Genomic DNA, 20,130 nt, shown 5'->3' with positions numbered 1-20,130 from the left:
GACGAAAGGCACGTCATGGACTTCTGGCAGCTGCTCTGGTTCTTCTTCGAGATCTTCATCTTCGTCGCCTATCTGATGGTGCTGTTCTCGATCTTCGGCGACCTGTTCCGCGACCGCGAGCTGGGCGGCGGATGGAAGGCGGTATGGATCATCTTCCTGATCTTCGTGCCGTGGCTCACCGCGCTGGTCTACCTGATCGCGCGAGGCAGGGGCATGGCCGAGCGCAGCGCCGCGCAGGCGCGACAGGCGCAGCAGGCCACCGACGCCTACATCCGCCAGGCCGCAGGCAAGAGCGCCTCCGACGAGATCGCGGACGCCGCGAAGCTGCTCGCCGCGGGCACCATCACCACCGAGGAGTACGAGAAGCTGAAGGCCAAGGCCCTGGCCTGACCCCCGCGATCTGCCGTCGTCCGGGCATCCGGCGCCGGCAGGTCGACCCCTGCACGACGAGTGATGTGAGAGACCACCGATGACCACCGACCTCGCGATCGTGCTGGTGCTGCTCGTCGCAGCCGTGGCGATGTTCGCGATCGGGCGGCCACGCATGGATGTCGTCGCGGTCATCATGATCGTGGCGCTGCCGCTCACCGGCATCCTCACGGTGCCCGAGACGCTCGCCGGGTTCGCCGATCCGAACGTCGTGCTGATCGCGGCGCTCTTCGTCGTCGGCGAGGGGCTCTCGCGCACCGGCGTCACGTACCGGCTCGGCGACTGGCTCGCCCGCACCGCGGGGCGAGCGCAGCCCGCCTGATCGTGCTGCTCATGCTGTCGGTCGCTCTGCTCGGCGCGGTGATGAGCTCGACGGGCGTCGTGGCGATCTTCATCCCGGTCGCGGTGAGCATCGCCACGCGCACCGGCATCCCCACCCGCATGCTGATGATGCCGCTGAGCTTCGCCGGCCTCATCAGCGGCATGCTGACGCTCATCGCCACCACTCCGAACCTGGTGATCGACGCCGAGCTGCAGCGCGCCGGCCTGACGGGCTTCGGATTCTTCACGATCACGCCGTTCGGGCTGGTGATCCTGGCGCTCGGCATCGGCTACATGCTCATCGCCCGCCGCTTCCTCGCCGGCGAGGCCGGTGCGACGGAGGACTCGCGACGCACCTTCGGCAGCCTGATCGCCGACTACCGAGTGGATGCCCGGACCCACCGCTTCCGCGTCGCAGCCCGCTCACCGCTGATCGGCAGCCGGCTGGCAGACCTCGACCTGCAGGACGGCGGTCGCGCGCGGGTGATGATGATCGAGCGCTCCCGCCTGTTCCGGCGGACCGTGCACCTGACCGCCGAGGACGTCGTGGTCGCCAAGGGCGACATGCTGTTCACGGATGCCGGATTCCCGGCATCCGACCTGCGCCGGCTGCGCCTGGAGCCGCAGCCGATGACCGAGGGATTCTTCGAGGACTACTCCCGCCAGGTCGGTATGGCCGAGGCTCTCGTCGCCCCGGACTCCGCGGCCATCGGCAGGAGCGTGCGGATGCTGCGGTTCGACGCCGCGCACGGGCTGCGGGTCGTCGGCGTGCGGCACGGCGGCCGCACCGTCGAGAGCGACTTCGCCGATGTGCGGCTCGCGGCGGGAGACACCATGCTCGTCACCGGCTCATGGGACGCGGTGAAGGCGCTCGGCCGCTTCCGTCGCGACTACATCCTGCTCGATCTCCCCGCCGAGTCGGCCGAGGTCGCCCCCGCAGCCAATCAGGCGATCTTCGCGATCGCCAGCGTGCTCGTGATGGTCGTGCTCATGGTCACCGGCATCGTGCCGAACGTCATCGCGGCACTGATCGCCTGCCTGCTGATGGGGATCTTCCGCTGCGTCGACATGGTCAGCGCGTACCGTGCCATCCACTGGCCCACCCTGCTGCTGATCGTCGGCATGCTGCCGTTCGCCCTCGCGCTGCAGCGCACCGGCGGCGTCGACCTGGTCGTCGACGGTCTGCTCGCGGCCCTCGGCGGTGCCGGGCCGACGGTGCTGCTCGGCGCCGTCTTCCTGCTGACCGCCGTGATCGGCCTGTTCGTGTCGAACACCGCGACGGCCGTGCTCATGGCGCCGATCGCGATCTCCACAGCCGTGCACCTGGACGCCTCGCCGTATCCGTTCGCGATGATGGTGGCGCTCGCCGCATCGTCGGCGTTCATGACGCCGGTGTCGTCGCCGGTGAACACCCTCGTCGTCGAGCCCGGCCGCTACCGTTTCGCGGACTTCGTCAGGATCGGCACGCCGTTCACGCTCATCGCACTGGTGGTGAGCATGCTGCTCGTGCCGCTGCTGCTGCCGCTCTGAGGGAGCCCCTGCGGAGGCGGCTCAGAACGGCCAGATCAGCGGCACCACGAAGATCGCGACGACGGCGAACAGCAACAGGCACGGCAGGCCGAGCCTCCAGTAGTCCCCGAAACGGTAGCCGCCTGGCTCCTGCACCATCAGGTTGCCCGGCGTCGCGACGGGGGTGAGGAAGGATGCCGCACCCGCGACCGTGATCGCCATCATCATCGGCAGCGGCGACACCTGCGCCGACTCCGCGACGGCGATCGCGATCGGCGCGACGATCAGAACCGTGGCGAGGTTGCTGATGAACTGTCCGAGCACCATCACGACCACCACGATGCCGGCCAGCAGCACCGTCGGCGAACCCTGCCCGAACCACGACAGCAGGGTGTCCGAGATCAGGTCGGCGGCGCCGCTGGTCTGGATCGCGGTGGACAGCGGGATCATCCCGGCGACCACCACCAGCGTGGTCAGCGAGATCGAGCGCTGCGCCTGCCCGACCGTGATCACTCGCAGGCCGATCAGCAGTGCACCGGCGCCCATCACCACGATGGCGGGCGGCACCAGACCGGTGGCGAGCAGCACGCACATCGCGGCGAGGACCGACACCGCGATCGTCGCACGCGGGTTCCACGCGACCGTGCTGCGGCGCAGCCGGTCGGGGTCCTCGACGCTGACGACGCCGCGCTGCGTCGCACCGCGGCCGAGCTCGTCCCACGCGCCGCGCACGACCAGCACGTCACCGGCCCGCAGATCGGTGGCCTCGATGTGCGAGCCGCCGCGCTGCACCGCCTCGATCATCAGGTTCGCCGATTCCATCCGCATGCCGGGGAAGACGTGGTCGCCGATGAACGGAGAACGCGGCGGGATCACGATCTCGGCGAGGCCGTACTCCGCGCCCGCGAGGGCCACCTTCGGGTCCAGTCCGTATTGCGCGGCGATCGTCGCCGCGTAGTCGCTCAGATCCGACGGGGCGTTGGCGGGGGTCCGGTGCGGCAGCAGCTTCGGGCCGAGCAGCGAGCAGATGATGACGACGCCGACCAGCAGCGGCACACCGACGATGGCGAACTCGAAGAAGCCGAACGCCCGATCGCCGGCGTTCATCGACAGCTCGGAGACCAGCACGTTGATCGGCGTGCCCAGCATCGTGAGCAGCGAGCCCGCGTGCGCGGCGAAGGCCACCGTCATCAGCATCTGGGACGGCGGCTGCTTGATACGCGCGGCCAGCGCGACGGCCACCGGCACCAGCGCGGCCACCGCCCCGTTCACGCTGATCAGCGCGGTCAGCAGCGCCGAGAGCAGCATGAGGGCGATCAGCACCGCCGACCTGCGATCGCCGACCCGCCTCGTCAGCTGCTGCCCTGCCCATGCCGTGACCCCGGTGGCCTCGAGCGACTCACTCACCACGAACAGTCCGGCCAGGTACACCACGATCGGATCACCGAACCCGGCGATGGTCTGCTCGAAGGTCACCGCCCCGGTCACGTAAAGCGCGAGGGCGACCAGCAGCGCCACGAGTGGCGCCGGCAGGCGGTTCGTGATGAAGACGACGATCGCCGCCCCCAGCACGACGAAGGTGGTGATCAGCGGGTCCACGGGACGGATCCTTCCGGCTGGTCTCTGGAGATCAGCCTCCGGTGGCCTGCGGGCACGAACGGACTTCGCTGTGCTGCTGTTCTTGTGCCCACCCGATCAGGGTATCGCCGGAGACGACGCGCCCGAGAGACATCGAAGGCCGGGAGGTGCTCTCCCGGCCTTCGTTGTGTCTGCGGTTGTGTCGGGCCCTCCCCCGGCTGCTCCCGCCTCCCGGATTCCTGTGCCTCGTCACCTTCCCCAGAAGGTGCCTCCCATCTCCCCAGAAGATGGCCCCGTTCCCCCAGAAACGAGTGCGGGAATCCCTACGATCTGCTCTGCGTCCCAGTCCCCACTGGATCGACGGAGAAGGTCGTGCAACTATGATGCCACCGATCGCCCGTTTTGTCCCCCTTTCGGGGACGAAATGTCCCCGAAAGGGGGACAGAGGCTGTACGCTGGATCTGACGCACCCTCCGGTCGTCTTCGGCCCTCATCGCTCCCCCCGCGGTGAGGGCCATCACTTTGCCCGAGCGGTGCGAAGAAGCAGCATCCGTCAAGTGCGCGGATGCAACATTTTCGTCACCTTCGAATCGGGTCTCCCCACCTGTACCCCGTCTCGGCTAGCGTTAGCAGCAGTCGGTGCAGCCCGCGTCGGCTTCGCAACAAGCAGAACGGCAGTACATGAGCACCCAGGGCACGGTCAAGTGGTTCAACTCGGAGAAGGGCTTCGGCTTCATCTCCCCTGATGAGGGTGGCGCCGACGTGTTCGCGCACTACTCCGCAATCGAGTCTTCCGGCTACCGCACTCTCGAAGAGAACCAGCGGGTCGAGTTCGACATCGCGCAGGGTCCCAAGGGCCTGCAGGCGGAGAACATCCGGCCCCTCTGAGGCGGTAACCGAGAACCCCGCCGGGCAGCCATCGGCAGCCCGGCGGGGTTCTCGCGCATTCGGATGCGGATCAGGCAGAGGCCTTCGCGGTGCTCCGGCCGGCGCGGCGGCCGCTCTCGGACGCGGTCTTGACCGCGGCCGCAGCCGCCTCGGCGGCCTCCTCGGCCGCGCGCGCGGCGAGGAACAGACCCTCACGGTTGAGGTGACGCGAGTACCGGGCGTCGAGGTACAGCACGGGCACGTCACCGGCGGCGTTGATCAGCTCGGGGTAGAGCTCGTCCTTGATGGGACCGGAGCCGCCGCCGTAGACGTACACGACCTCGGTGGACTCACCGGACTGGCTGAGGGTCTCGCTGAACGAGCGGCGGATCTGCTCGACGAGGTGCTTCACGTCGGGCTCGACCAGGACCACGGCGCGCTGGTGACGATTGCGCTGCAGCACCGAGGGGGTGCTCTGCAGGAAGTCGGCGAGCTGCTTGCGGCTGGTGAAGCGCAGGTCGGCCTCGTCCTGACGGTCGAGTGCGTTCTCGAGGATCGTGCCGTAGCCCATGTCGAGCGTGGACGCGGCCTCGGCGTTGAACCGGCCGTTCGTGAACACGGGGAAGTTCACCGTGCCCTCGCCGACGTCGATGCCGATGGTGTTCTGCGCGGCGACCAGGTCGGCGCCGGTCACGCCCGGGAGCATGTCGGCCTCGCGCGAGCGCAGGTCGGCGAGCAGGGCGTCGGCCAGGGGCTCGCCCTTGTCCGAGATCGCGTACTGCGCCGAGGCGCCCTCGGCGACCACCTGCACGTCGACGAACTCCAGGCGGATGCTGACCGGCGTGTTGAAGTTCTTGATCGTGACGAGGTGCACGGCCGATCCCTTCGAGCCGATGAACTCGCCGGCGTAGCCGTAGCGCCGGGCGACGAACTCGCTGATCGGCAGGGCCAGACCGGTGCGCACCTTGACGCGCAGCTCGTGGTCGGGGAGCGCATCGTGCTCGCGCACGTAGTCGCGCAGCGCCTTGGCGGCGTACACGCCCAGCACGAGGATCTTGCTCAGCTGCTGGTCGGCCTTGCTGGCGTGACCGTCGTGCACCTCGAACTCGCTGAACACCGAGCCGCGCACGCTCAGGGCCGAGCGCCCGAAGATGCGCCGGTCGCTGTCCGAGACCAGCGGCGACGAGAACGACGCGTCGAGACGGTTGTAGAAGTCCTCCTCGGAGTCGTTCATGGTCTGCGCGGCCTCGGCGTCCTCGAGGGGCACCTTCGGCGACTGCCGTGGGGTCGCCACGATCGCGCTGGGCAGGTCGATGCGGTCCCGCACACCGGTGTCGGTGTTGAGGATCATGCCCTTGACGTAGCCGTTGCCGACGTCGATGCCGCCGGTCAGGTTGATGATGTCCGAACTCATGGAGGGGCCTTTCGTTCCGAGTCGTCGGGTGAATGGGGAAGTCGTTACAAGCCGAGCAGGTCGTCGATCGTGGCCGAGGCCGCCGCGTCGCTGGACGAGCGCGAGCGCCGGGTCTGCGCCGAGGACCGGCGCGTCTCGGCGGGTGCCGCCTCGGGCGCGGATGCCGCTCCGGGAGCGGCGGGTGCCGCCTCGGTGGCGGGGACGACGTCGTCAGGATCGGCGGTGTCGGGCACCGCGTCGTCGGCGGGGAAGTCCTGCGCGACGTATGCAGGACTGGCCGGCGGACGCACCGGACGGTTCGCCACGTCGACGAAGCCCTCGCGGGCGATCGCCTCGCGGATCAGCCGCCGTACCGACTCGGACGAGGAGTACTGCAGATCGAGCCATTCGATCACGCTGGTGTCGGCGACGGGAACAGTGATCTGCACCTTGCGGGTGGATGGCACCTCAGCCACAGCTGCTCCTTCTCTTCTGATCGCACGACGAACCGCGACACGCCTAGATCACGGTACAGTACCCTGCTGTCAGCCGAGCAGAGCCCGTCTCAGGTCGGACGCGCTCTCGACCTGCATGATCGCCTCCCGGCCCTCTGCGGCGTCGCCGAAACCCCACTCCGCGAAGATCACCGGAATGCCGTACTGCGCGGCGCCCTCGAGATCGTGCACGCGGTCTCCGACGAGCACCGGCCGGGAGACGTCGGCACCGGCGGCCCCGAGCAGCTCCAGGGCGCGACCGATGACGGTCGCCTTGTCCTCGTTGCCACCCGTGCGCGGGTCGGGCAGCGAGCCGGCGACGACCGTGAACGGATCCATCAGCTCGTAGTGCTCCAGGATCGCGAGCACCTGGTTCTCGGGCTTCGAGCTGGCCGTGGACTGCGGGATGCCGGCATCCCGCACGGCGCGCAGCACCTCGGGGATGCCGGGGTAGATCGCGACCGAGGCCGCATACCCGTCGCGCGCCGCGAGCTCGCGGTAGCGGCCGACGGCCTCGAGCGACCGCTCCAGATCCATGCCGGACCGCTGGAACGACTCGTACATCGGCGGCCCGATCCAGCGCGACAGCTCCTCGGCGGCCGGGGGCTGCATCCCGTACGAGGTGAAGACCTCGCGCAGCCGGGGCAGGATGCCGGCGGACGCGTCGGCGATCACGCCGTCGACGTCCCAGAGGATGCAGGTGAAGGGCCTGTGGGGCGCGGAGCCGGCATGTGTCGCTGCGGGTGGATGGGTCGCTGAGCCTGTCGAAGTGTGGGTCGCTGCGGGTGGATGGGTCGCTGAGCCTGTCGAAGCGTCGGGCATGCGTCCAGCCTATGGCGGCGCGTGAGACGAGCCGTCGGGCTCATCTCATCCGTGCAGGGCGAGTCCCGCGGACACGGCGTTCCGCGCGGCGCTACGGTGCAGGGGTGAGCAGCGACGAGGGCGGCGAGGACGCGGCCGGAACGGCGACGGGACAGGTCGCCCCGGCGCGCGCGCCGCGGGGCGTGGAGGGCAGCCGGCCCCGGCGCATCCTGCCCGCCGCTCCCCTGCGCTCGGGCTTCCTCGTCGCGATCGGCGTGCTGCTCGCGATCGCACTCGCCCTCGTGTTCGTCTCGCTGTCGTCCGTGCTGATGTCTCTGTTCCTCGCGCTGTTCCTGGCACTGGGCCTCGACCCCGCCGTGCGGCAGCTGCAGCGCGTCGGCATGAAGAGGCCCTGGGCGATCGTGACCGTCGCCGTCGCGGTGCTCGCCGTCGTCGTGGCGATCGTGCTGCTCATCGTGCCGGCCATGGTGCGGCAGTTCGTGCACATCGTCGAGACCGCGCCGGAATGGCTCGCGCACGCGCAGACGACCGACTGGTACCAGAGCATCGAGAACGCCCTGGGGGTGGATCTCGAGTCCGTCATCGCCGACGGACTGGCATCCATCGCCAACCTGTCGTCCTTCCTCGCGATCTCGGGAGGCGTGCTCAAGGCCGCCGGCGGCGTCGTCGCGAGCATCTCCAGCACCGTGCTCGTGGTGGTGCTGACGCTGTACTTCATCGCGTCTCTCGAGACCATGAAGAGGTCCTTGGCGATGCTGGTGCCGCAGTACCGACGGGCGACCTTCTCGAGTCTCACCGATCAGATCACGGCATCCGTGGGCGGATTCGTCGCGGGCGGGCTGACGCTGTCGTCGATCAATGCCGCCGTCGTGTTCGTTCTTCAGCTGCTGATCGGATCGAACATCGCGGTCCTGCTCGCGATCGGCGCGTTCTTCATCACGCTGGTGCCGATGGTCGGCTCGATGATCTTCCTGGTGGTGGGGACCGTGGCCGCGCTGTTCATCGGACCCTGGCCCGCGGTGATCTTCCTGATCGGCTACTTCGCCTACATCCAGATCGAGGCGTACTTCGTCACGCCGCGCGTGATGGGCAAGGCAGTGGCAGTGCCGGGCGTGCTGGTGATCATCGGCGCGATGACCGGAGCGGCCCTGATGGGCCTGCTCGGCGCACTGGTCGCCATCCCGATCACGGCATCGGTGCTGATCATCATCCGTCAGGTGACGATCCCCGCGCAGGACGCGAAGACGATCGCGCCGGACGTCGGCTAGAACAGGCGCGGAGCGCCCGACTCGGTGCCCTTCATGCCTTCATAGTCGAGGACGAGGCAGCGGATGCCGCGGTCCTCGGCGAGCACGCGGGCCTGCGGCTTGATCTCCTGCGCGGCGAACACGCCCTGCACCGGAGCGAGGTGCGGATCGCGGCCGAGCAGCTCGAGGTAGCGGGTGAGCTGTTCGACGCCGTCGATGTCGCCGCGGCGCTTCACCTCGACCGCGATGGCCGCTCCCCCGGCATCCCGCACCATGAGATCGACGGGGCCGATCGCCGTCGGGAACTCGCGGCGCACCAGCGTGGCGCCCTCGCTGATCAGGTCGACCTGCTCGGCCAGCAGCCGCTGCAGGTCGGCCTCGACGCCGTCCTTCCGCAGACCGGGATCGATGCCCAGATCGTGAGCCGAGTCGTGCAGGACCTCGTAGATCTGCACGCGCAGCGCATCGCCGGTCTTCTTGTGCGTGACGCGCCAGACCTCGACGACGCCGGCGGAGGCCTCGTCCTCACCGGGGGCCTCCGTGGTGAGCGAGCACGGCGGGCTCATCCAGTTCAACGGCTTGTAGCTGCCGCCGTCGGAGTGCACGAGCAGGCTGCCGTCGCCCTTGTGCATCAGCACGCGGGTGGCCGGGGGCAGGTGGGCGTTGAGGCGGCCGGAGTAGTCCACGGCGCAGCGGGCGATGACGAGACGCACCCGTCGAGCCTACTTCTTCGCGGTGGCCATCTCGTCCTGGCGGAGCGGACGCGCCGCTCCGGAGAACAGGCCGGACAGCGCGGCGAGCACCACGAGGATGTACAGCGTGTTGAGCAGGCCGACGTGCTCGCTGATGACGCCGAGCACCGGCGGCCCGCCGAGGAACGCGACGTAGCCGATCGTCGCGCAGGCGCTCACCCGCGCGGCCGCCTTCGCCGGGTCGTCGGCCGCGGCCGACATCCCCAGCGGGAAGCCGAGCGAGGCGCCGATCCCCCACAGTGCGGCCGCGACGAACACCAGCGGGGTGTTCGGGGCGAGGATGAACAGCAGGATGCCGCCGGCAGCCGTGACCGCGAGGATGCGCAGCACGGCGACCCTGCCGAAGCGGTCGACCAGCGGCCCGCCGAACAGGCGCACCACGGTCATCGCCACCGAGAACACCGCGAGGGCGGCCGCACCCGCGGCGGGACCGGCGCCGTGGTCCTCGGCGGTGCCCAGCGCGAGCCAGTCGTTCGCGCCTCCTTCGGCGAAGGACATGCCCAGCATGACGACGCCGAGCGCGTAGGTGCGCGGCTCGCGCCAGGCCGACAGGGCGACATGCATCCGCTCGCGCCAGTGCGGCCTCTCCTGCGGCTCCGGATCGAGGGCGGCCTCGCGGGCGGGGACGTTGAGATAGCAGACCACGGCGGCGACGACGATGATCACGGCCATGGTGGTCGCGTGCGCGGCGACATCGGCGCCGATCGCCACCGCCAGGGCGCCCGCACCCGCGCCGAGCACGGTGCCGAGGCTGAAGAAGGCGTGGAACACCGGCAGGATCGTCTTGCCCATCTGCTGCTCGATCGCGGTCGCTTCGACGTTCATCATCACGTCGAGGTTGCCGTTGCCGTAGCCGAACATGGCGAGACCGGCGATGACCATCGGGACCGATCCGAAGACGTTCGTGCCGAGGCCGATGAGGGCCACGCCGACGCCGAAGATCAGCATCATCACCAGCATCCCCCGCCGCGCGCCGGTGCGCGCCATCATCGCGGGACTCGTGGAGATGCCGATGATCGAGGCGACCCCGGCGGCGAGCAGCAGGGCGCCGACCTGCGCCTTGTCGATCTCGAGCGCGACCTTGATGTCGGGCACCCGGGACGCCCAGGTCGCGATCGACAGTCCGCTGGCGAGGAAGATGGCGAAGATCGCGGCGCGCCAGCGCACGAACTGCGAACGGGTCAGGGCGGGGTCCATCCCGCCATCGTATCGAATCGATTCGAAGGTTGTGAACCCGCGGGTTATGCTCGGGAGTATGAACGACCGCCGTCCGACTCTCGCCGACGTGGCGCACGCCGCCGGCGTGTCGACGTCGACGGCGTCGGTCGTCTTCAGCGGCAAGGTGAACGTGGCCGAGGGCACCCGCGAGAAGGTGCTCGCCGCAGCATCCGAACTCGGGTACGCCGGACCCGACCCGCGCGCGGCGTCGCTGCGACGGGGACGGAGCGGGATCGTCGCCGTCGTGCTGGGCGGGCACCTGCGGCATGCGTTCCTCGATCCCGTCACGACCGCGATGATGGACGGGCTGACCGACGCACTGACCGAGGCCAGTGCGGGCCTGCTGCTGCTGCGCGACGACCCGGACGGCGAGGGCGCGCACCCCGTCACCGAGGCACCGGTCGATGCGGTCGTGCTGATCGGATGCTCGGCGCGCACGCGCGAGGCGCTCGAGATCGTGCGCGGACGGGGGCTGCCGGTCGTCGTCATCGAGGGCGACGCGGGGAGGGGTCCCCGGATCACCCTCGACAACCGGGAGGCCACCGCGGAGGTCGCCCGGCACGTCCTCCAACTGGGGCATGAGCGCGTCGCGCTCGTGACGCTCGCACTGGACGCCGAGCGGCGGCGCGGCCTCGTGACGCCGGAGCAGATCGCCGCGGCGACGGTCGACGTCACCGTGGACCGGCTGGCAGGTGCGCGTGAGGTGTACCCCGGCGCGCCGGCGATCAGCGCGGCGGGAAGCCTGATCGACGAGGGGATGATCGCCGGACGCGAGCTGCTCTCCGACCCGGAGAACCGGCCGACGGCGGTCATCGCGCAGAGCGATCTGCTCGCGGTCGGCGTGATCCGCGCCGCCGAGGAGCTGGGGCTGCGCGTGCCCGAGGACGTCAGCGTGGCCGGCTTCGACGGCATCGCGGTGGACGGGCTGGGCGACTACCGGCTGACGACGGCGGTGCAGCCCGCGGTGCGCAAGGGCCGCGCCGCCGGCGAGCAGATCGTGCGGATGCTGGACGGCGAGCCGGGGGAGACGGTGCATCTGACCTGCCGGTTCCGCCCCGGTTCGACCACCGCGGCTCCGCACGCCTGAGTCCGACCCGCCCTCCCTGACCACGTCCGTCCCGTCCCTGGCCCCGCCACGGGAGGAGTCAGGAGCGCGGCGGACCCAGCGGCAGCGGATGCCGGGCGTAGTCGAGGATCGTGTAGCGGCCGCAGGGGATCACGGCATCCGGTGCGGCGCCTGGCGCGGGCAGCTCCCACGTCTGACTCTGGGCGTCCTCGACGAGGAAGGTGACCTGCCCGACGGCGAAGTCGGCGCGGTTCACCAGCCACGCGTATCCGCGCAGCGTATGGTCCACCTGCACCAGCTGCGCCGGATCGTTCAGGTGCAGTTTCGGCAATCGAACGGTCCAGAACTGCCCGGCACCGGTGCGATCCGACGCATCGATCCAGGCGGTCACGCAGCGCAGGTCGCGGTCGTCGGCGGACGCCGACGCCGCCAGGCGGGGCGCCGAGACGACACTCAGCACGAGCACGACGACGGCGGATGCGGCGATCGCCATGCGCGCGGCGACCCGCGGCATCCGGATGCTGCGGGGGAGGGCCACGAGCGAGAGCACCGGCGCGAACGCGACGGGCTGCAGATAGCGGGCCGCATGCGTGCCGAGGGCGACCGCCCCGATGACGACGAGCACCGGGATCACCCATCCGGCCGTGCCCACGAAACGCGCTCCGCCGGTGCAGCGCATCGTGCGTCGCAGACAGAAGGCGAGCAGCGCGACCGTGATCAGAGCCGAGGCGACGCCGCCGGGTGCGGTGAGCCGCTCACCGGCGAGGGATGCGTAGTACTGCAGGGACTGGGTCCACTGCGACGGCTGGGCGTATCCCGCACCGGTGTTGGCGATCCATGCCGAGAAGGGAATACGAGCGAGGAGTCCCACCGCGGTTCCGGTCAGCAGCGCGAGCAGCGGCGCCGGCGCGTGCGGCCGGCGTCGCAGCACGGCGAGCCCGAGGAGCAGACCGAGCGGCACGGTGGCCCACGCCGCGAACAGCGGATTCGACAGAGTCGACACGACGGCGACCAGAGCGAGGACGTACGGGATGCCGGCCCATCCGCCCTCTACGTGTCGCCGGACCAGACCGACGACCGCGATCACGGACACGACCGTGGCGGAGTAGTACGTCGTCGTCAGCAGCAGCGACGCCGGCTCCAGCGCGTCGCGCGACGGGGAGGTCTCGAGCACGACCAGCAGGCCGAAGGCCACGAACGCGGCGAGTGACCACGTCACCGGCGATCGTCCTTCACTGCGACGGCCGGCGGTGAGGCGCAGCGCGCCGTACAGGGCCACGAGATTCACGACCGCGTTCACGGCGAACAGCGCATCGACGCTCAACCAGGGGAGCACGAGGCGAAGCAGGGCGAAACATGCGGCCTCGGGCATGAAGAGCACGCTGGAGAACGCCCAGTCCTGCGGCTGCCCCTCCAGGACCGATCGGACGAACAGCGCGACGACCAGAGAATCGCCGTCGCGGAAGAGCAGCTCGGATCGCGCCGATGCCGCCATCTGGGCGGCGACGAACACCGCCAGTCCCGTCGCGGCCGCCCAGCCCGCCGCCTCACGCCATCCCCCGCGCACGTTCCCACTCTGGCATGCGCGATCGGAGGAGGCGAGACGTCCTCGCTGATCTGCGAGCGTTTCGTCTCGCTTCGCTCGCTCAACGACCGGGCTCTCCACCCGATACACTGTGAAAGTACTGCCCGCCTGAGCCGGAAGGCCCGACGAGCGTGAGGAGCCGCTTATGACGTTGCTCCTCGCCGTGTTCCTTGCGGGCTCTCTTCTACTGCCTGCACTGATCCGATGGCTGGGAGCCCAGGCGTTCGCCGTCGGAGCCCTCATTCCCGCTGCCGCCTTCGTCCACGCGCTCGTGCTCACCCCTCAGGTGCTCGATCCGTCGGCCACGCCGTTCGAGAGCGTCCCCTGGATCCCGCAGCTGGGCCTGAACCTCTCGCTGCGCATGGATCCGCTGAGCTGGGTCATGACGCTGATCGTCACCGGCGTCGGTGCCCTCGTGCTCTTCTACTGCCGCTGGTACTTCTTCGACGAGGGGCGAGAGGTCGGCCAGTTCGCCGGCGTACTGTTGGGCTTCGCCGGTGCCATGTACGGCCTCGTCCTCACCGACGACCTGATCATGCTCGTGATCTTCTGGGAGATCACCAGCATCCTGTCCTACCTGCTCATCGGCCACTACCGCCGTCGTGCGGCCAGCCGTCGTGCCGCACTGCAGGCGCTGCTGGTCACGACGCTGGGCGGCCTCGTGATGTTCGTGGGCGCGGTGCTCCTGACCGTGGATGCCGGTACGGCGAGCATCTCCGCGCTGCTGGCCGATCCGCCCTCCGGGGCCCTCGTGAACGCGGCGATCGTGATGCTGCTGATCGGCGCGATCAGCAAGTCGGCGATCTTCCCGTTCCACTTCTGGCTTCCCGGTGCCATGGCGGCGCCGACCCCGGTCAGCGCCTACCTGCACGCCGCGGCGATGGTCAAGGCGGGCATCTACCTGATCGCGCTGTTCGCCCCGGTCTTCGCGCAGACGGTGCCGTGGCGGCCGATCGTCGTCTCGCTCGGGGTGTTCACGATGCTGCTCGGCGGCATCCAGGCGCTGCGCGAGACCGACCTGAAGCGCATCCTCGCCTTCGGCACGGTCAGTCAGCTCGGGTTCTTCGCGGTCGTGATCGGGTTCGGCACGCAGGCCGCCGCGCTCGGCGGCCTCGCTCTCGTGATCGGGCACGCGCTGTTCAAGTCGGCGCTGTTCCTCATCGTCGGTGTGATCGACCGCCAGCTCTCCACCCGAGACATCCGCGAGCTGTCCGGTGTCGGGCGGCAGGCGCCGGTGATGGCGACGGCGGCGTTCATCTCGATCGCGTCGATGATGGGCATCGCGCCGACCATCGGCTTCGTCGCCAAGGAGTCCTCGCTCACGGCACTGCTGGATGCCGCGCAGGCGGGCGAGCCGTGGGGCCTCGTCGCGCTCATCGGAGTCACGCTCGGGTCCATGCTGACAGCGGCATATGGCACGCGCTTCCTGTGGGGCGCGTTCTGGACCAAGCGCGACTCGACCGGCGGCCGGATGCCCGACACGGTGTGGCCCGACCCGCCGGTCGGCTTCCTGTCCGCACCGATCCTGCTGGCGGGCGCCACGATCGGCGTCGGCATCGCCGCGCCCGCGCTCGACATCATGCTGCACGGATATGCGATCACGGCGCCCGACGACGATCACGGTCCCGGACACCTCGCGCTCTGGCACGGCTTCGAGCCGGCTCTGGGCATCTCGATCCTGTCGATCCTGATCGGCATCGGCGCCTTCCTGCTGACCCGCCGCACCGGGTGGGACGCGAAGCCGCGACTGCTGCCGTTCACGGCGGCCGACGTCTACTACGTGGTCATGCGCGGGGTCGATCGCCTGTCCGTGCTGACCACCACCCTCACTCAGCGCGGTTCGCTGCCGATCTACGTCGGCACGATCTTCGTGGTCTTCATCGCTGCCGAAGCCACGGCCCTGGTGATGACCGGCGCCCCCGAGGCGATGCAGCTGTCTGCGTGGCACACCCCCACGCAGATCGTGGTCGCGCCGATCATGGCGGCGGCCGGGATGTTCGCCGTGCGCGCCCAGAAGCGCTACACCGGCGTCGTGCTGGTGTCGGTGACCGGGCTCGGCATGGTCGCGCTGTTCGCCACGAGCGGCGCCCCCGACCTCGCGCTCACCCAGATCCTCGTCGAGACCGTCACGATGGTGACCTTCGCCCTGGTGCTGCGCCGGCTGCCGTCCCGGATGGGCGAGCACAACGCCTCGGTCGGCCGGCTGCCGCGCGCCCTGCTCGCCGTCGGCGCGGGAGCGACGATGGCCCTGGTGGCCATCGTCGCCACTCAGGCACGGATCGCCGAACCGATCTCCACGGCGTTCCCCGCCCTCGCCTATGAACTCGGCCACGGCAAGAACGTCGTCAACGTGGCGCTCGTCGACCTGCGCGGCTGGGACACCATGGGCGAGCTCAGCGTGCTCGTGCTCGCGGCCACGGGCGTGGCATCCCTCGTCTTCGTCTCGCACCGGGCCGACCTGCTCTCCAGCACCCGCGCGCTGCCGGCGACGTCCCGTCGGCGCGGTGACCGCCGGCCGCTCATCGAGACGTCAGACGGCCCGCGCTTCCAGACCGCCGAGAACCGCAGCGGCAACCGTGCGTGGCTCATCGGCAGCCAGCAGCAGAAGCCCGAGAACCGCTCGATCCTGCTCGAGGTCATCGTGCGCATCCTGTTCCACACGATCATCGTCGTGTCGATCTACCTGCTGTTCGCCGGGCACAACGGCCCCGGCGGCGGCTTCGCCGGCGGCCTGGTCGCGGGCATGGCCCTGGTCATGCGGTACATCGCCGGCGGACGCTGGGAGCTGGGCGCCGCCGCCCCGACGGATGCCGGTCGCCTGCTCGGCGCCGGCCTCATCCTCGCCGCCGGCGACGCCGTGGTCCCGCTGTTCTTCGGCCTCGCGCCGCTGCAGAGCGTGGTGTGGGAGGCGGATGTCCCGGTGCTGGGCCACCTGGAGTTCGTCAGCTCGACGATCTTCGACATCGGCGTCTACCTGGTGGTCATCGGCCTGGTGCTCGACGTGCTGCGCAGTCTCGGCGCCGAGGTGGACCGTCAGACCGCCGCCCTTCGACAGGCTCAGGGCCCTTCGACAGGCACAGGGACCCATCAGCAGAGGGGAGCGCGCATCTGATGGACGTGTCCCTCACCCTCATCATCGTCATGGCCGTGCTGTTTGCCTGCGGCGTCTACGCCATGATGGAGCGCAGCCTGACCCGGGTGCTGATCGGGTTCCTGCTGCTCGGCAACGCGGTGAACCTGCTGCTGCTCATCGTGATGGGGGTGCCGGGCAAGGCGCCGTTCTTCGGCGAGGAGGGCGATCTCAGCGATCCGCTGCCGCAGGCGCTCACCCTGACCGCGATCGTCATCACCTTCGCCGTCTCGGCCTTCCTGCTGGCGCTGATCTACCGCTCCTGGCAGCTGGGCCAGGCCGACATCGTGCCGGACGACGAGGAGGACCTCGCCATCCGCGAGCGCACGATCTCGGAGGAGGAGGTCTTCGACGACGAGTCCGACACCGACGACGACGCGACGACCGACTTCGTGGGGAGCAGACCGCACCGATCACCGTGCTGCACATGCGCGACAACCCCGCGATCCAGGACGACGCGCCCGTGGACGTTCCGGATGTCGCACCCCGGTCGTTGAGCGAGCGAGGGACGAGCGAGACGAAACGCGTCGCGGATGCTGGGGACGTTTCGTCTCCGGCTCCTTCGTCGCCTCCGCTCAACGACCCGAAATCGGACGAGGGGGACCGCTCGTGAACGCGCTCGTCCCTCTGCTCGTCGCCCTGCCGCTGCTCGGCGCGGCGGTCACGCTCGTGTTCGGCCGCAGCCCGCGCCTGCAGGTGCTCGTGTCGGCCATCACCCTGGCATCCGTCTCGGTGATCGCGGCGATCCTGCTGGTCGTCGTCGATCAGACCGGCAAGCCGGTCGCCGTCTCGGTGGGCGGCTGGCCGATCCCGTTCGGCATCGTGCTGTACGTCGACCGGTTCGCCGCGCTGCTGGTGCTCACCTCGGCGATCGTGCTGCTCGCGGTGCTGCTGTTCTCGATCGGTCAGGGTGCCGCCGACGGCGCGGAGGACACTCCGACGTCGATCTTCAACCCGTCGTACCTGATCCTCGCCGCCGGCATCTTCAACGCGTTCATCGCCGGCGACCTGTTCAACCTCTACGTCGGCTTCGAGATCCTGCTGGTCGCGTCGTACGTGCTGATCACCCTGGGCAGCACGGAGTCCCGCATCCGCACCGGTTCGGTGTACATCGTCGTCTCGCTGGTGTCGTCGATCCTGTTCCTCGCCGCGATCGCGGCGATCTACGGGGCCGTCGGCACGGTGAACATGGCCCAGGTCGCCGAGCGGGTCGCGCAGCTGCCGCAAGACACCCAGCTGGTGCTGCACCTGATGCTGGTGATCGCCTTCGGCATCAAGGCGGCCATCTTCCCGGTGTCGTTCTGGCTGCCCGACTCGTACCCGACGGCGCCGGCACCGGTGACCGCGGTGTTCGCAGGACTGCTGACGAAGGTCGGCGTGTACGCGCTGATCCGCACCGAGACGCAGCTGTTCGCGCACAACAGCATCGACACGCTGCTGCTGATCGTCGGTCTCGCGACGATGATCATCGGCATTCTCGGCGCCGTCGCGCAGGCCGAGCTGAAGAGGATCCTGTCGTTCACGCTGGTCAGTCACGTCGGCTACATGATCTTCGGTCTGGCGATCGCGACCGAGGCCGGAGTGGGCGCGACGGTGTACTACATCGTGCACCACATCGTCGTGCAGACGACGCTGTTCCTCGCGGTCGGCCTCATCGAGCGCAGAGCGGGCAGCACCAGTATCCTGCGCGTGAAGGGACTGATGAAGGCGGCGCCGGTGCTCGCCGTGCTCTACTTCGTGCCGGCGATCAACCTCGGCGGCCTGCCGCCGTTCTCGGGGTTCCTGGGCAAGATCGCCCTGTTCCAGGCAGCGGCGGACGTCGGCACGCCGCTGCTCTACGTGCTGATCGGCGGCGGCATCCTCACGTCGCTGCTCACGCTGTACGCGCTGATGCGAGCCTGGAACCTGGCGTTCTGGCGCGAGGACGACGACGCGGCCGAAGAGGTGGACGGGCGGGTCGAGTACCTGGCCGGGGCGCCGGCTGCCGACGAGCAGCAGGAGCGCCGTCGCATCCCCGCGATCATGACGGTCGCGACCGGCGGGATGGTCGGCGTCACCCTGGTCCTGACGGTGTTCGCCGGGCCGCTGTACGCTCTGTGCGACCGCATCGGCACCGGCCTGCTGCAGCCGGTGACCCTGGTGCAGCTCGAGGAGGAGGCGGGCGGATGAGTCCTGACACGCGCCGCAGCCTCGCCCACGACGTGTGGGTGCAGCTGCCCTTCCTCGCCTGGCTCGTGCTGCTCTGGATGCTGCTGTGGCACCAGTTCACGCCGCTCGCGTTCGTCACCGGCGTCGTGATCGCGGTGTTCGTCACCCGGGTGTTCCGGCTGCCGACCGTGGAGCTCTCCGGACGGATCAACGTCTGGTACGCCTTCCTGTTCGTCGTGCAGTTCCTCTGGGCCGTCTTCCTGGGCGCGCTGAGCGTGACCATCCAGGTGTTCGACCTGCGCCGTCAGCCGGGCGCCGCGATCATCGCCGTGCCGCTGCGCTATGCAGACGACCTGATCATGACGCACGTGTCGGTCACCTCGTCGCTGATCCCCGGATCGCTCGTGATCGAGGCCGATCGCGACCGGGGCATCCTCTATCTGCACGTGATCGGCGTGCACACGAAGGCGGATGTCGAGAGGTTCCGCGCCGAGGTGCTCCGCTGGGAGCGCCGGATCGTGCGGGCGCTCGGCACCCCCGCGCAGTACCGCGCGCTGCGCGCGGACGCCCTTCGAGCTCAGGGACCCGACGATTCCGGGCCGCTGAGCCTGTCGAAGCGTCACCGTCACGAAGGGCCCGGTTCATGAACATCCTGCTGGGCGTCATCCTGGTGATCTTCGGGATCGCCGCCATCCTCACGCTCGTCCGCATCGTGCGCGGGCCGTCGATCCTCGACCGTGCCGTCGCGAGCGACGTGCTGCTGACCGAGGTGATGTGCGTGCTGGGCGCCGAGATGGCCATCCACGGGCACACCCGCAACATCCCGGTGCTGCTGGTGATCGCGATGATCGGCGTGTTCGGCTCGATCGCGGTCGCACGATTCGTGGCGCGAAGGGACAACACCCCCTCATGAACGTGTTCGGACTCGAGATCCCCGACGCCGTGCTCGACGTCGTGGTGCTGGTGCTGATCCTGATCGGCGCGATCCTGTGCCTGTCGGCGGCGGTCGGCCTGCTGCACTTCCGCAACGTTCCCTCGCGCCTGCACGCCGCGACCAAGCCCCAGGTGCTGGGGCTGCTGATGATCTGCCTGGCGATCGCGCTGTCGCAGCGCAGCGTCGGAGGCATCCTGATCGGGCTGGTGATCGTCGCGCCAGTGGTGCTCATGCAGTTCGCGACCGCCCCGCTGTCGGCGCACATCGTGGGCCGACAGGCCTATCGCAACGGCTCGGTCGACGAGCGCGAGTTGGTGGTCGACGAGTACGCCGAGTCGAAGACCACCCCGCCCGGCGCCGGCTGAGCGGGCCGGCGCGGCCTGGACCGCCCGGACAGGTGCGGCCCGGACGGATGCGGCCTCCCCGCGCCGCAACTCCGGAGATCTCCAGTGGGGGGCCAGTGTCCGCGGGGTCCAGCCGGTTCTGCTGACGGTTCACCGGAGTTGAAGCCGGGTTCGGCGGCGGTCGGGTGCTGCCGACCGGCGCCCCCGGCCCTTCGCAACTCCGGAGATCTGTTGCTGAAATCTGCGCCCGCCGCAGGCCGGCCGATTTCTCGGGGTGCCTCCGGAGTTGCGGC

The 20,130-nt window shown here is 69.6% G+C and carries 16 protein-coding genes and 2 pseudogenes; 11 read left to right on the top strand and 7 right to left on the bottom strand.

Annotated features, from left to right (window positions below):
* Positions 1 to 15: 15 nt before the first annotated feature.
* Positions 16 to 390 (top strand): SHOCT domain-containing protein, encoded by a 375-nt coding sequence (locus L2X99_RS13880; protein WP_236126216.1) that lies wholly within the window; start codon positions 16 to 18, stop codon positions 388 to 390.
* Between the two features lie 79 nt (positions 391 to 469).
* Positions 470 to 2,280: pseudogene (locus L2X99_RS13870) on the top strand (SLC13 family permease).
* Between the two features lie 21 nt (positions 2,281 to 2,301).
* Here the strand turns inward: L2X99_RS13870 and L2X99_RS13865 are convergent.
* On the bottom strand, positions 2,302 to 3,858 hold the full coding sequence (locus tag L2X99_RS13865; protein ID WP_236126217.1) for an SLC13 family permease: 1,557 nt from the start codon (positions 3,856 to 3,858) through the stop codon (positions 2,302 to 2,304).
* 660 nt (positions 3,859 to 4,518) lie between these two features.
* On the opposite strand from L2X99_RS13865, the gene L2X99_RS13860 reads away from it, so the two are divergent.
* A complete protein-coding gene (locus L2X99_RS13860) occupies positions 4,519 to 4,725 on the top strand; it encodes a cold-shock protein (RefSeq protein ID WP_236126218.1) in 207 nt (68 codons plus the stop codon).
* 70 nt (positions 4,726 to 4,795) lie between these two features.
* Here L2X99_RS13860 and L2X99_RS13855 read toward each other — a convergent pair whose 3' ends face one another.
* From L2X99_RS13855 to L2X99_RS13845, 3 genes are all read right to left on the bottom strand, one after another.
* On the bottom strand, positions 4,796 to 6,118 hold the full coding sequence (locus L2X99_RS13855) for a hypothetical protein (RefSeq protein ID WP_236126219.1): 1,323 nt from the start codon (positions 6,116 to 6,118) through the stop codon (positions 4,796 to 4,798).
* A gap of 44 nt (positions 6,119 to 6,162) precedes the next feature.
* Complete coding sequence (locus tag L2X99_RS13850; RefSeq protein WP_236126220.1) at positions 6,163 to 6,573, bottom strand: hypothetical protein; 411 nt, start codon at positions 6,571 to 6,573, stop codon at positions 6,163 to 6,165.
* A 69-nt stretch (positions 6,574 to 6,642) separates the two neighbouring features.
* Positions 6,643 to 7,413, bottom strand: coding sequence for an HAD hydrolase-like protein (locus tag L2X99_RS13845; protein WP_236126221.1), 771 nt, complete (start codon positions 7,411 to 7,413; stop codon positions 6,643 to 6,645).
* A gap of 104 nt (positions 7,414 to 7,517) precedes the next feature.
* On the opposite strand from L2X99_RS13845, the gene L2X99_RS13840 reads away from it, so the two are divergent.
* Positions 7,518 to 8,681, top strand: a complete 1,164-nt coding sequence (locus L2X99_RS13840; protein ID WP_236126222.1) for an AI-2E family transporter — start codon at positions 7,518 to 7,520, stop codon at positions 8,679 to 8,681.
* On the opposite strand, the gene nucS is transcribed toward L2X99_RS13840, so the two are convergent.
* Positions 8,678 to 9,373: an endonuclease NucS gene (nucS, locus tag L2X99_RS13835; RefSeq protein WP_236126223.1), complete on the bottom strand. Its 696-nt coding sequence runs from the start codon at positions 9,371 to 9,373 to the stop codon at positions 8,678 to 8,680. The two genes, L2X99_RS13840 and nucS, sit on opposite strands and share 4 nt — an antisense overlap.
* Before the next feature lie 9 nt (positions 9,374 to 9,382).
* Positions 9,383 to 10,609, bottom strand: coding sequence for an MFS transporter (locus L2X99_RS13830; RefSeq protein ID WP_236126224.1), 1,227 nt, complete (start codon positions 10,607 to 10,609; stop codon positions 9,383 to 9,385).
* Positions 10,610 to 10,667: 58 nt separating this feature from the next.
* Here L2X99_RS13830 and L2X99_RS13825 point away from each other — a divergent pair, with 58 nt between their 5' ends.
* Entirely contained in the window at positions 10,668 to 11,717 is a 1,050-nt protein-coding gene (locus L2X99_RS13825; protein WP_236135265.1) for a LacI family DNA-binding transcriptional regulator, read from the top strand.
* Between the two features lie 58 nt (positions 11,718 to 11,775).
* Here the strand turns inward: L2X99_RS13825 and L2X99_RS13820 are convergent, their stop codons facing one another.
* On the bottom strand, positions 11,776 to 13,263 hold the full coding sequence (locus tag L2X99_RS13820) for a hypothetical protein (protein ID WP_236135264.1): 1,488 nt from the start codon (positions 13,261 to 13,263) through the stop codon (positions 11,776 to 11,778).
* A 163-nt stretch (positions 13,264 to 13,426) separates the two neighbouring features.
* Here L2X99_RS13820 and L2X99_RS13815 point away from each other — a divergent pair, with 163 nt between their 5' ends.
* From L2X99_RS13815 to mnhG, 6 genes and pseudogenes are all read left to right on the top strand, one after another.
* Positions 13,427 to 16,393, top strand: coding sequence for a Na+/H+ antiporter subunit A (locus tag L2X99_RS13815; protein WP_236126228.1), 2,967 nt, complete (start codon positions 13,427 to 13,429; stop codon positions 16,391 to 16,393).
* Positions 16,393 to 17,024, top strand: a pseudogene (locus tag L2X99_RS13810) (Na(+)/H(+) antiporter subunit C). Before L2X99_RS13815 ends, L2X99_RS13810 begins: the two are co-directional and overlap by 1 nt.
* Positions 17,021 to 18,580 carry a Na+/H+ antiporter subunit D gene (locus L2X99_RS13805; protein ID WP_236126229.1) on the top strand — a complete coding sequence of 520 codons (1,560 nt, stop codon included), beginning with the start codon at positions 17,021 to 17,023 and terminating at the stop codon, positions 18,578 to 18,580. The pseudogene L2X99_RS13810 and the gene L2X99_RS13805 overlap by 4 nt, the downstream one beginning before the upstream one ends.
* Positions 18,577 to 19,206, top strand: a complete 630-nt coding sequence (locus L2X99_RS13800) for a Na+/H+ antiporter subunit E (protein ID WP_236126230.1) — start codon at positions 18,577 to 18,579, stop codon at positions 19,204 to 19,206. Before L2X99_RS13805 ends, L2X99_RS13800 begins: the two co-directional genes overlap by 4 nt.
* Positions 19,203 to 19,472, top strand: coding sequence for a monovalent cation/H+ antiporter complex subunit F (locus L2X99_RS13795; protein ID WP_236135263.1), 270 nt, complete (start codon positions 19,203 to 19,205; stop codon positions 19,470 to 19,472). The genes L2X99_RS13800 and L2X99_RS13795 overlap by 4 nt, the downstream gene beginning before the upstream one ends.
* Positions 19,469 to 19,858: a monovalent cation/H(+) antiporter subunit G gene (gene mnhG, locus L2X99_RS13790; RefSeq protein ID WP_236126826.1), complete on the top strand. Its 390-nt coding sequence runs from the start codon at positions 19,469 to 19,471 to the stop codon at positions 19,856 to 19,858. Before L2X99_RS13795 ends, mnhG begins: the two co-directional genes overlap by 4 nt.
* Positions 19,859 to 20,130 lie beyond the last annotated feature (272 nt).

The organism is Microbacterium sp. KUDC0406, from assembly GCF_021582875.1.
Lineage (GTDB): Bacteria > Actinomycetota > Actinomycetes > Actinomycetales > Microbacteriaceae > Microbacterium.
The sequence above is the reverse complement of the archived record's forward strand: the minus strand, read 5'-3'. Positions and strand labels throughout refer to the sequence as shown.

What these genes read in the sequence shown, in the direction of transcription:
- L2X99_RS13815 (WP_236126228.1), top strand. Translation starts at nt 13,427, where the DNA reads ATGACGTTGCTCCTCGCCGTGTTCCTTGCGGGCTCTCTTCTACTGCCT.
- L2X99_RS13860 (WP_236126218.1), top strand. Translation starts at nt 4,519, where the DNA reads ATGAGCACCCAGGGCACGGTCAAGTGGTTCAACTCGGAGAAGGGCTTC.
- L2X99_RS13845 (WP_236126221.1), bottom strand. Translation starts at nt 7,413, where the DNA reads ATGCCCGACGCTTCGACAGGCTCAGCGACCCATCCACCCGCAGCGACC.
- L2X99_RS13880 (WP_236126216.1), top strand. Translation starts at nt 16, where the DNA reads ATGGACTTCTGGCAGCTGCTCTGGTTCTTCTTCGAGATCTTCATCTTC.
- L2X99_RS13855 (WP_236126219.1), bottom strand. Translation starts at nt 6,118, where the DNA reads ATGAGTTCGGACATCATCAACCTGACCGGCGGCATCGACGTCGGCAAC.
- L2X99_RS13795 (WP_236135263.1), top strand. Translation starts at nt 19,203, where the DNA reads ATGAACATCCTGCTGGGCGTCATCCTGGTGATCTTCGGGATCGCCGCC.
- L2X99_RS13830 (WP_236126224.1), bottom strand. Translation starts at nt 10,609, where the DNA reads ATGGACCCCGCCCTGACCCGTTCGCAGTTCGTGCGCTGGCGCGCCGCG.
- L2X99_RS13800 (WP_236126230.1), top strand. Translation starts at nt 18,577, where the DNA reads ATGAGTCCTGACACGCGCCGCAGCCTCGCCCACGACGTGTGGGTGCAG.
- mnhG (WP_236126826.1), top strand. Translation starts at nt 19,469, where the DNA reads ATGAACGTGTTCGGACTCGAGATCCCCGACGCCGTGCTCGACGTCGTG.
- L2X99_RS13825 (WP_236135265.1), top strand. Translation starts at nt 10,668, where the DNA reads ATGAACGACCGCCGTCCGACTCTCGCCGACGTGGCGCACGCCGCCGGC.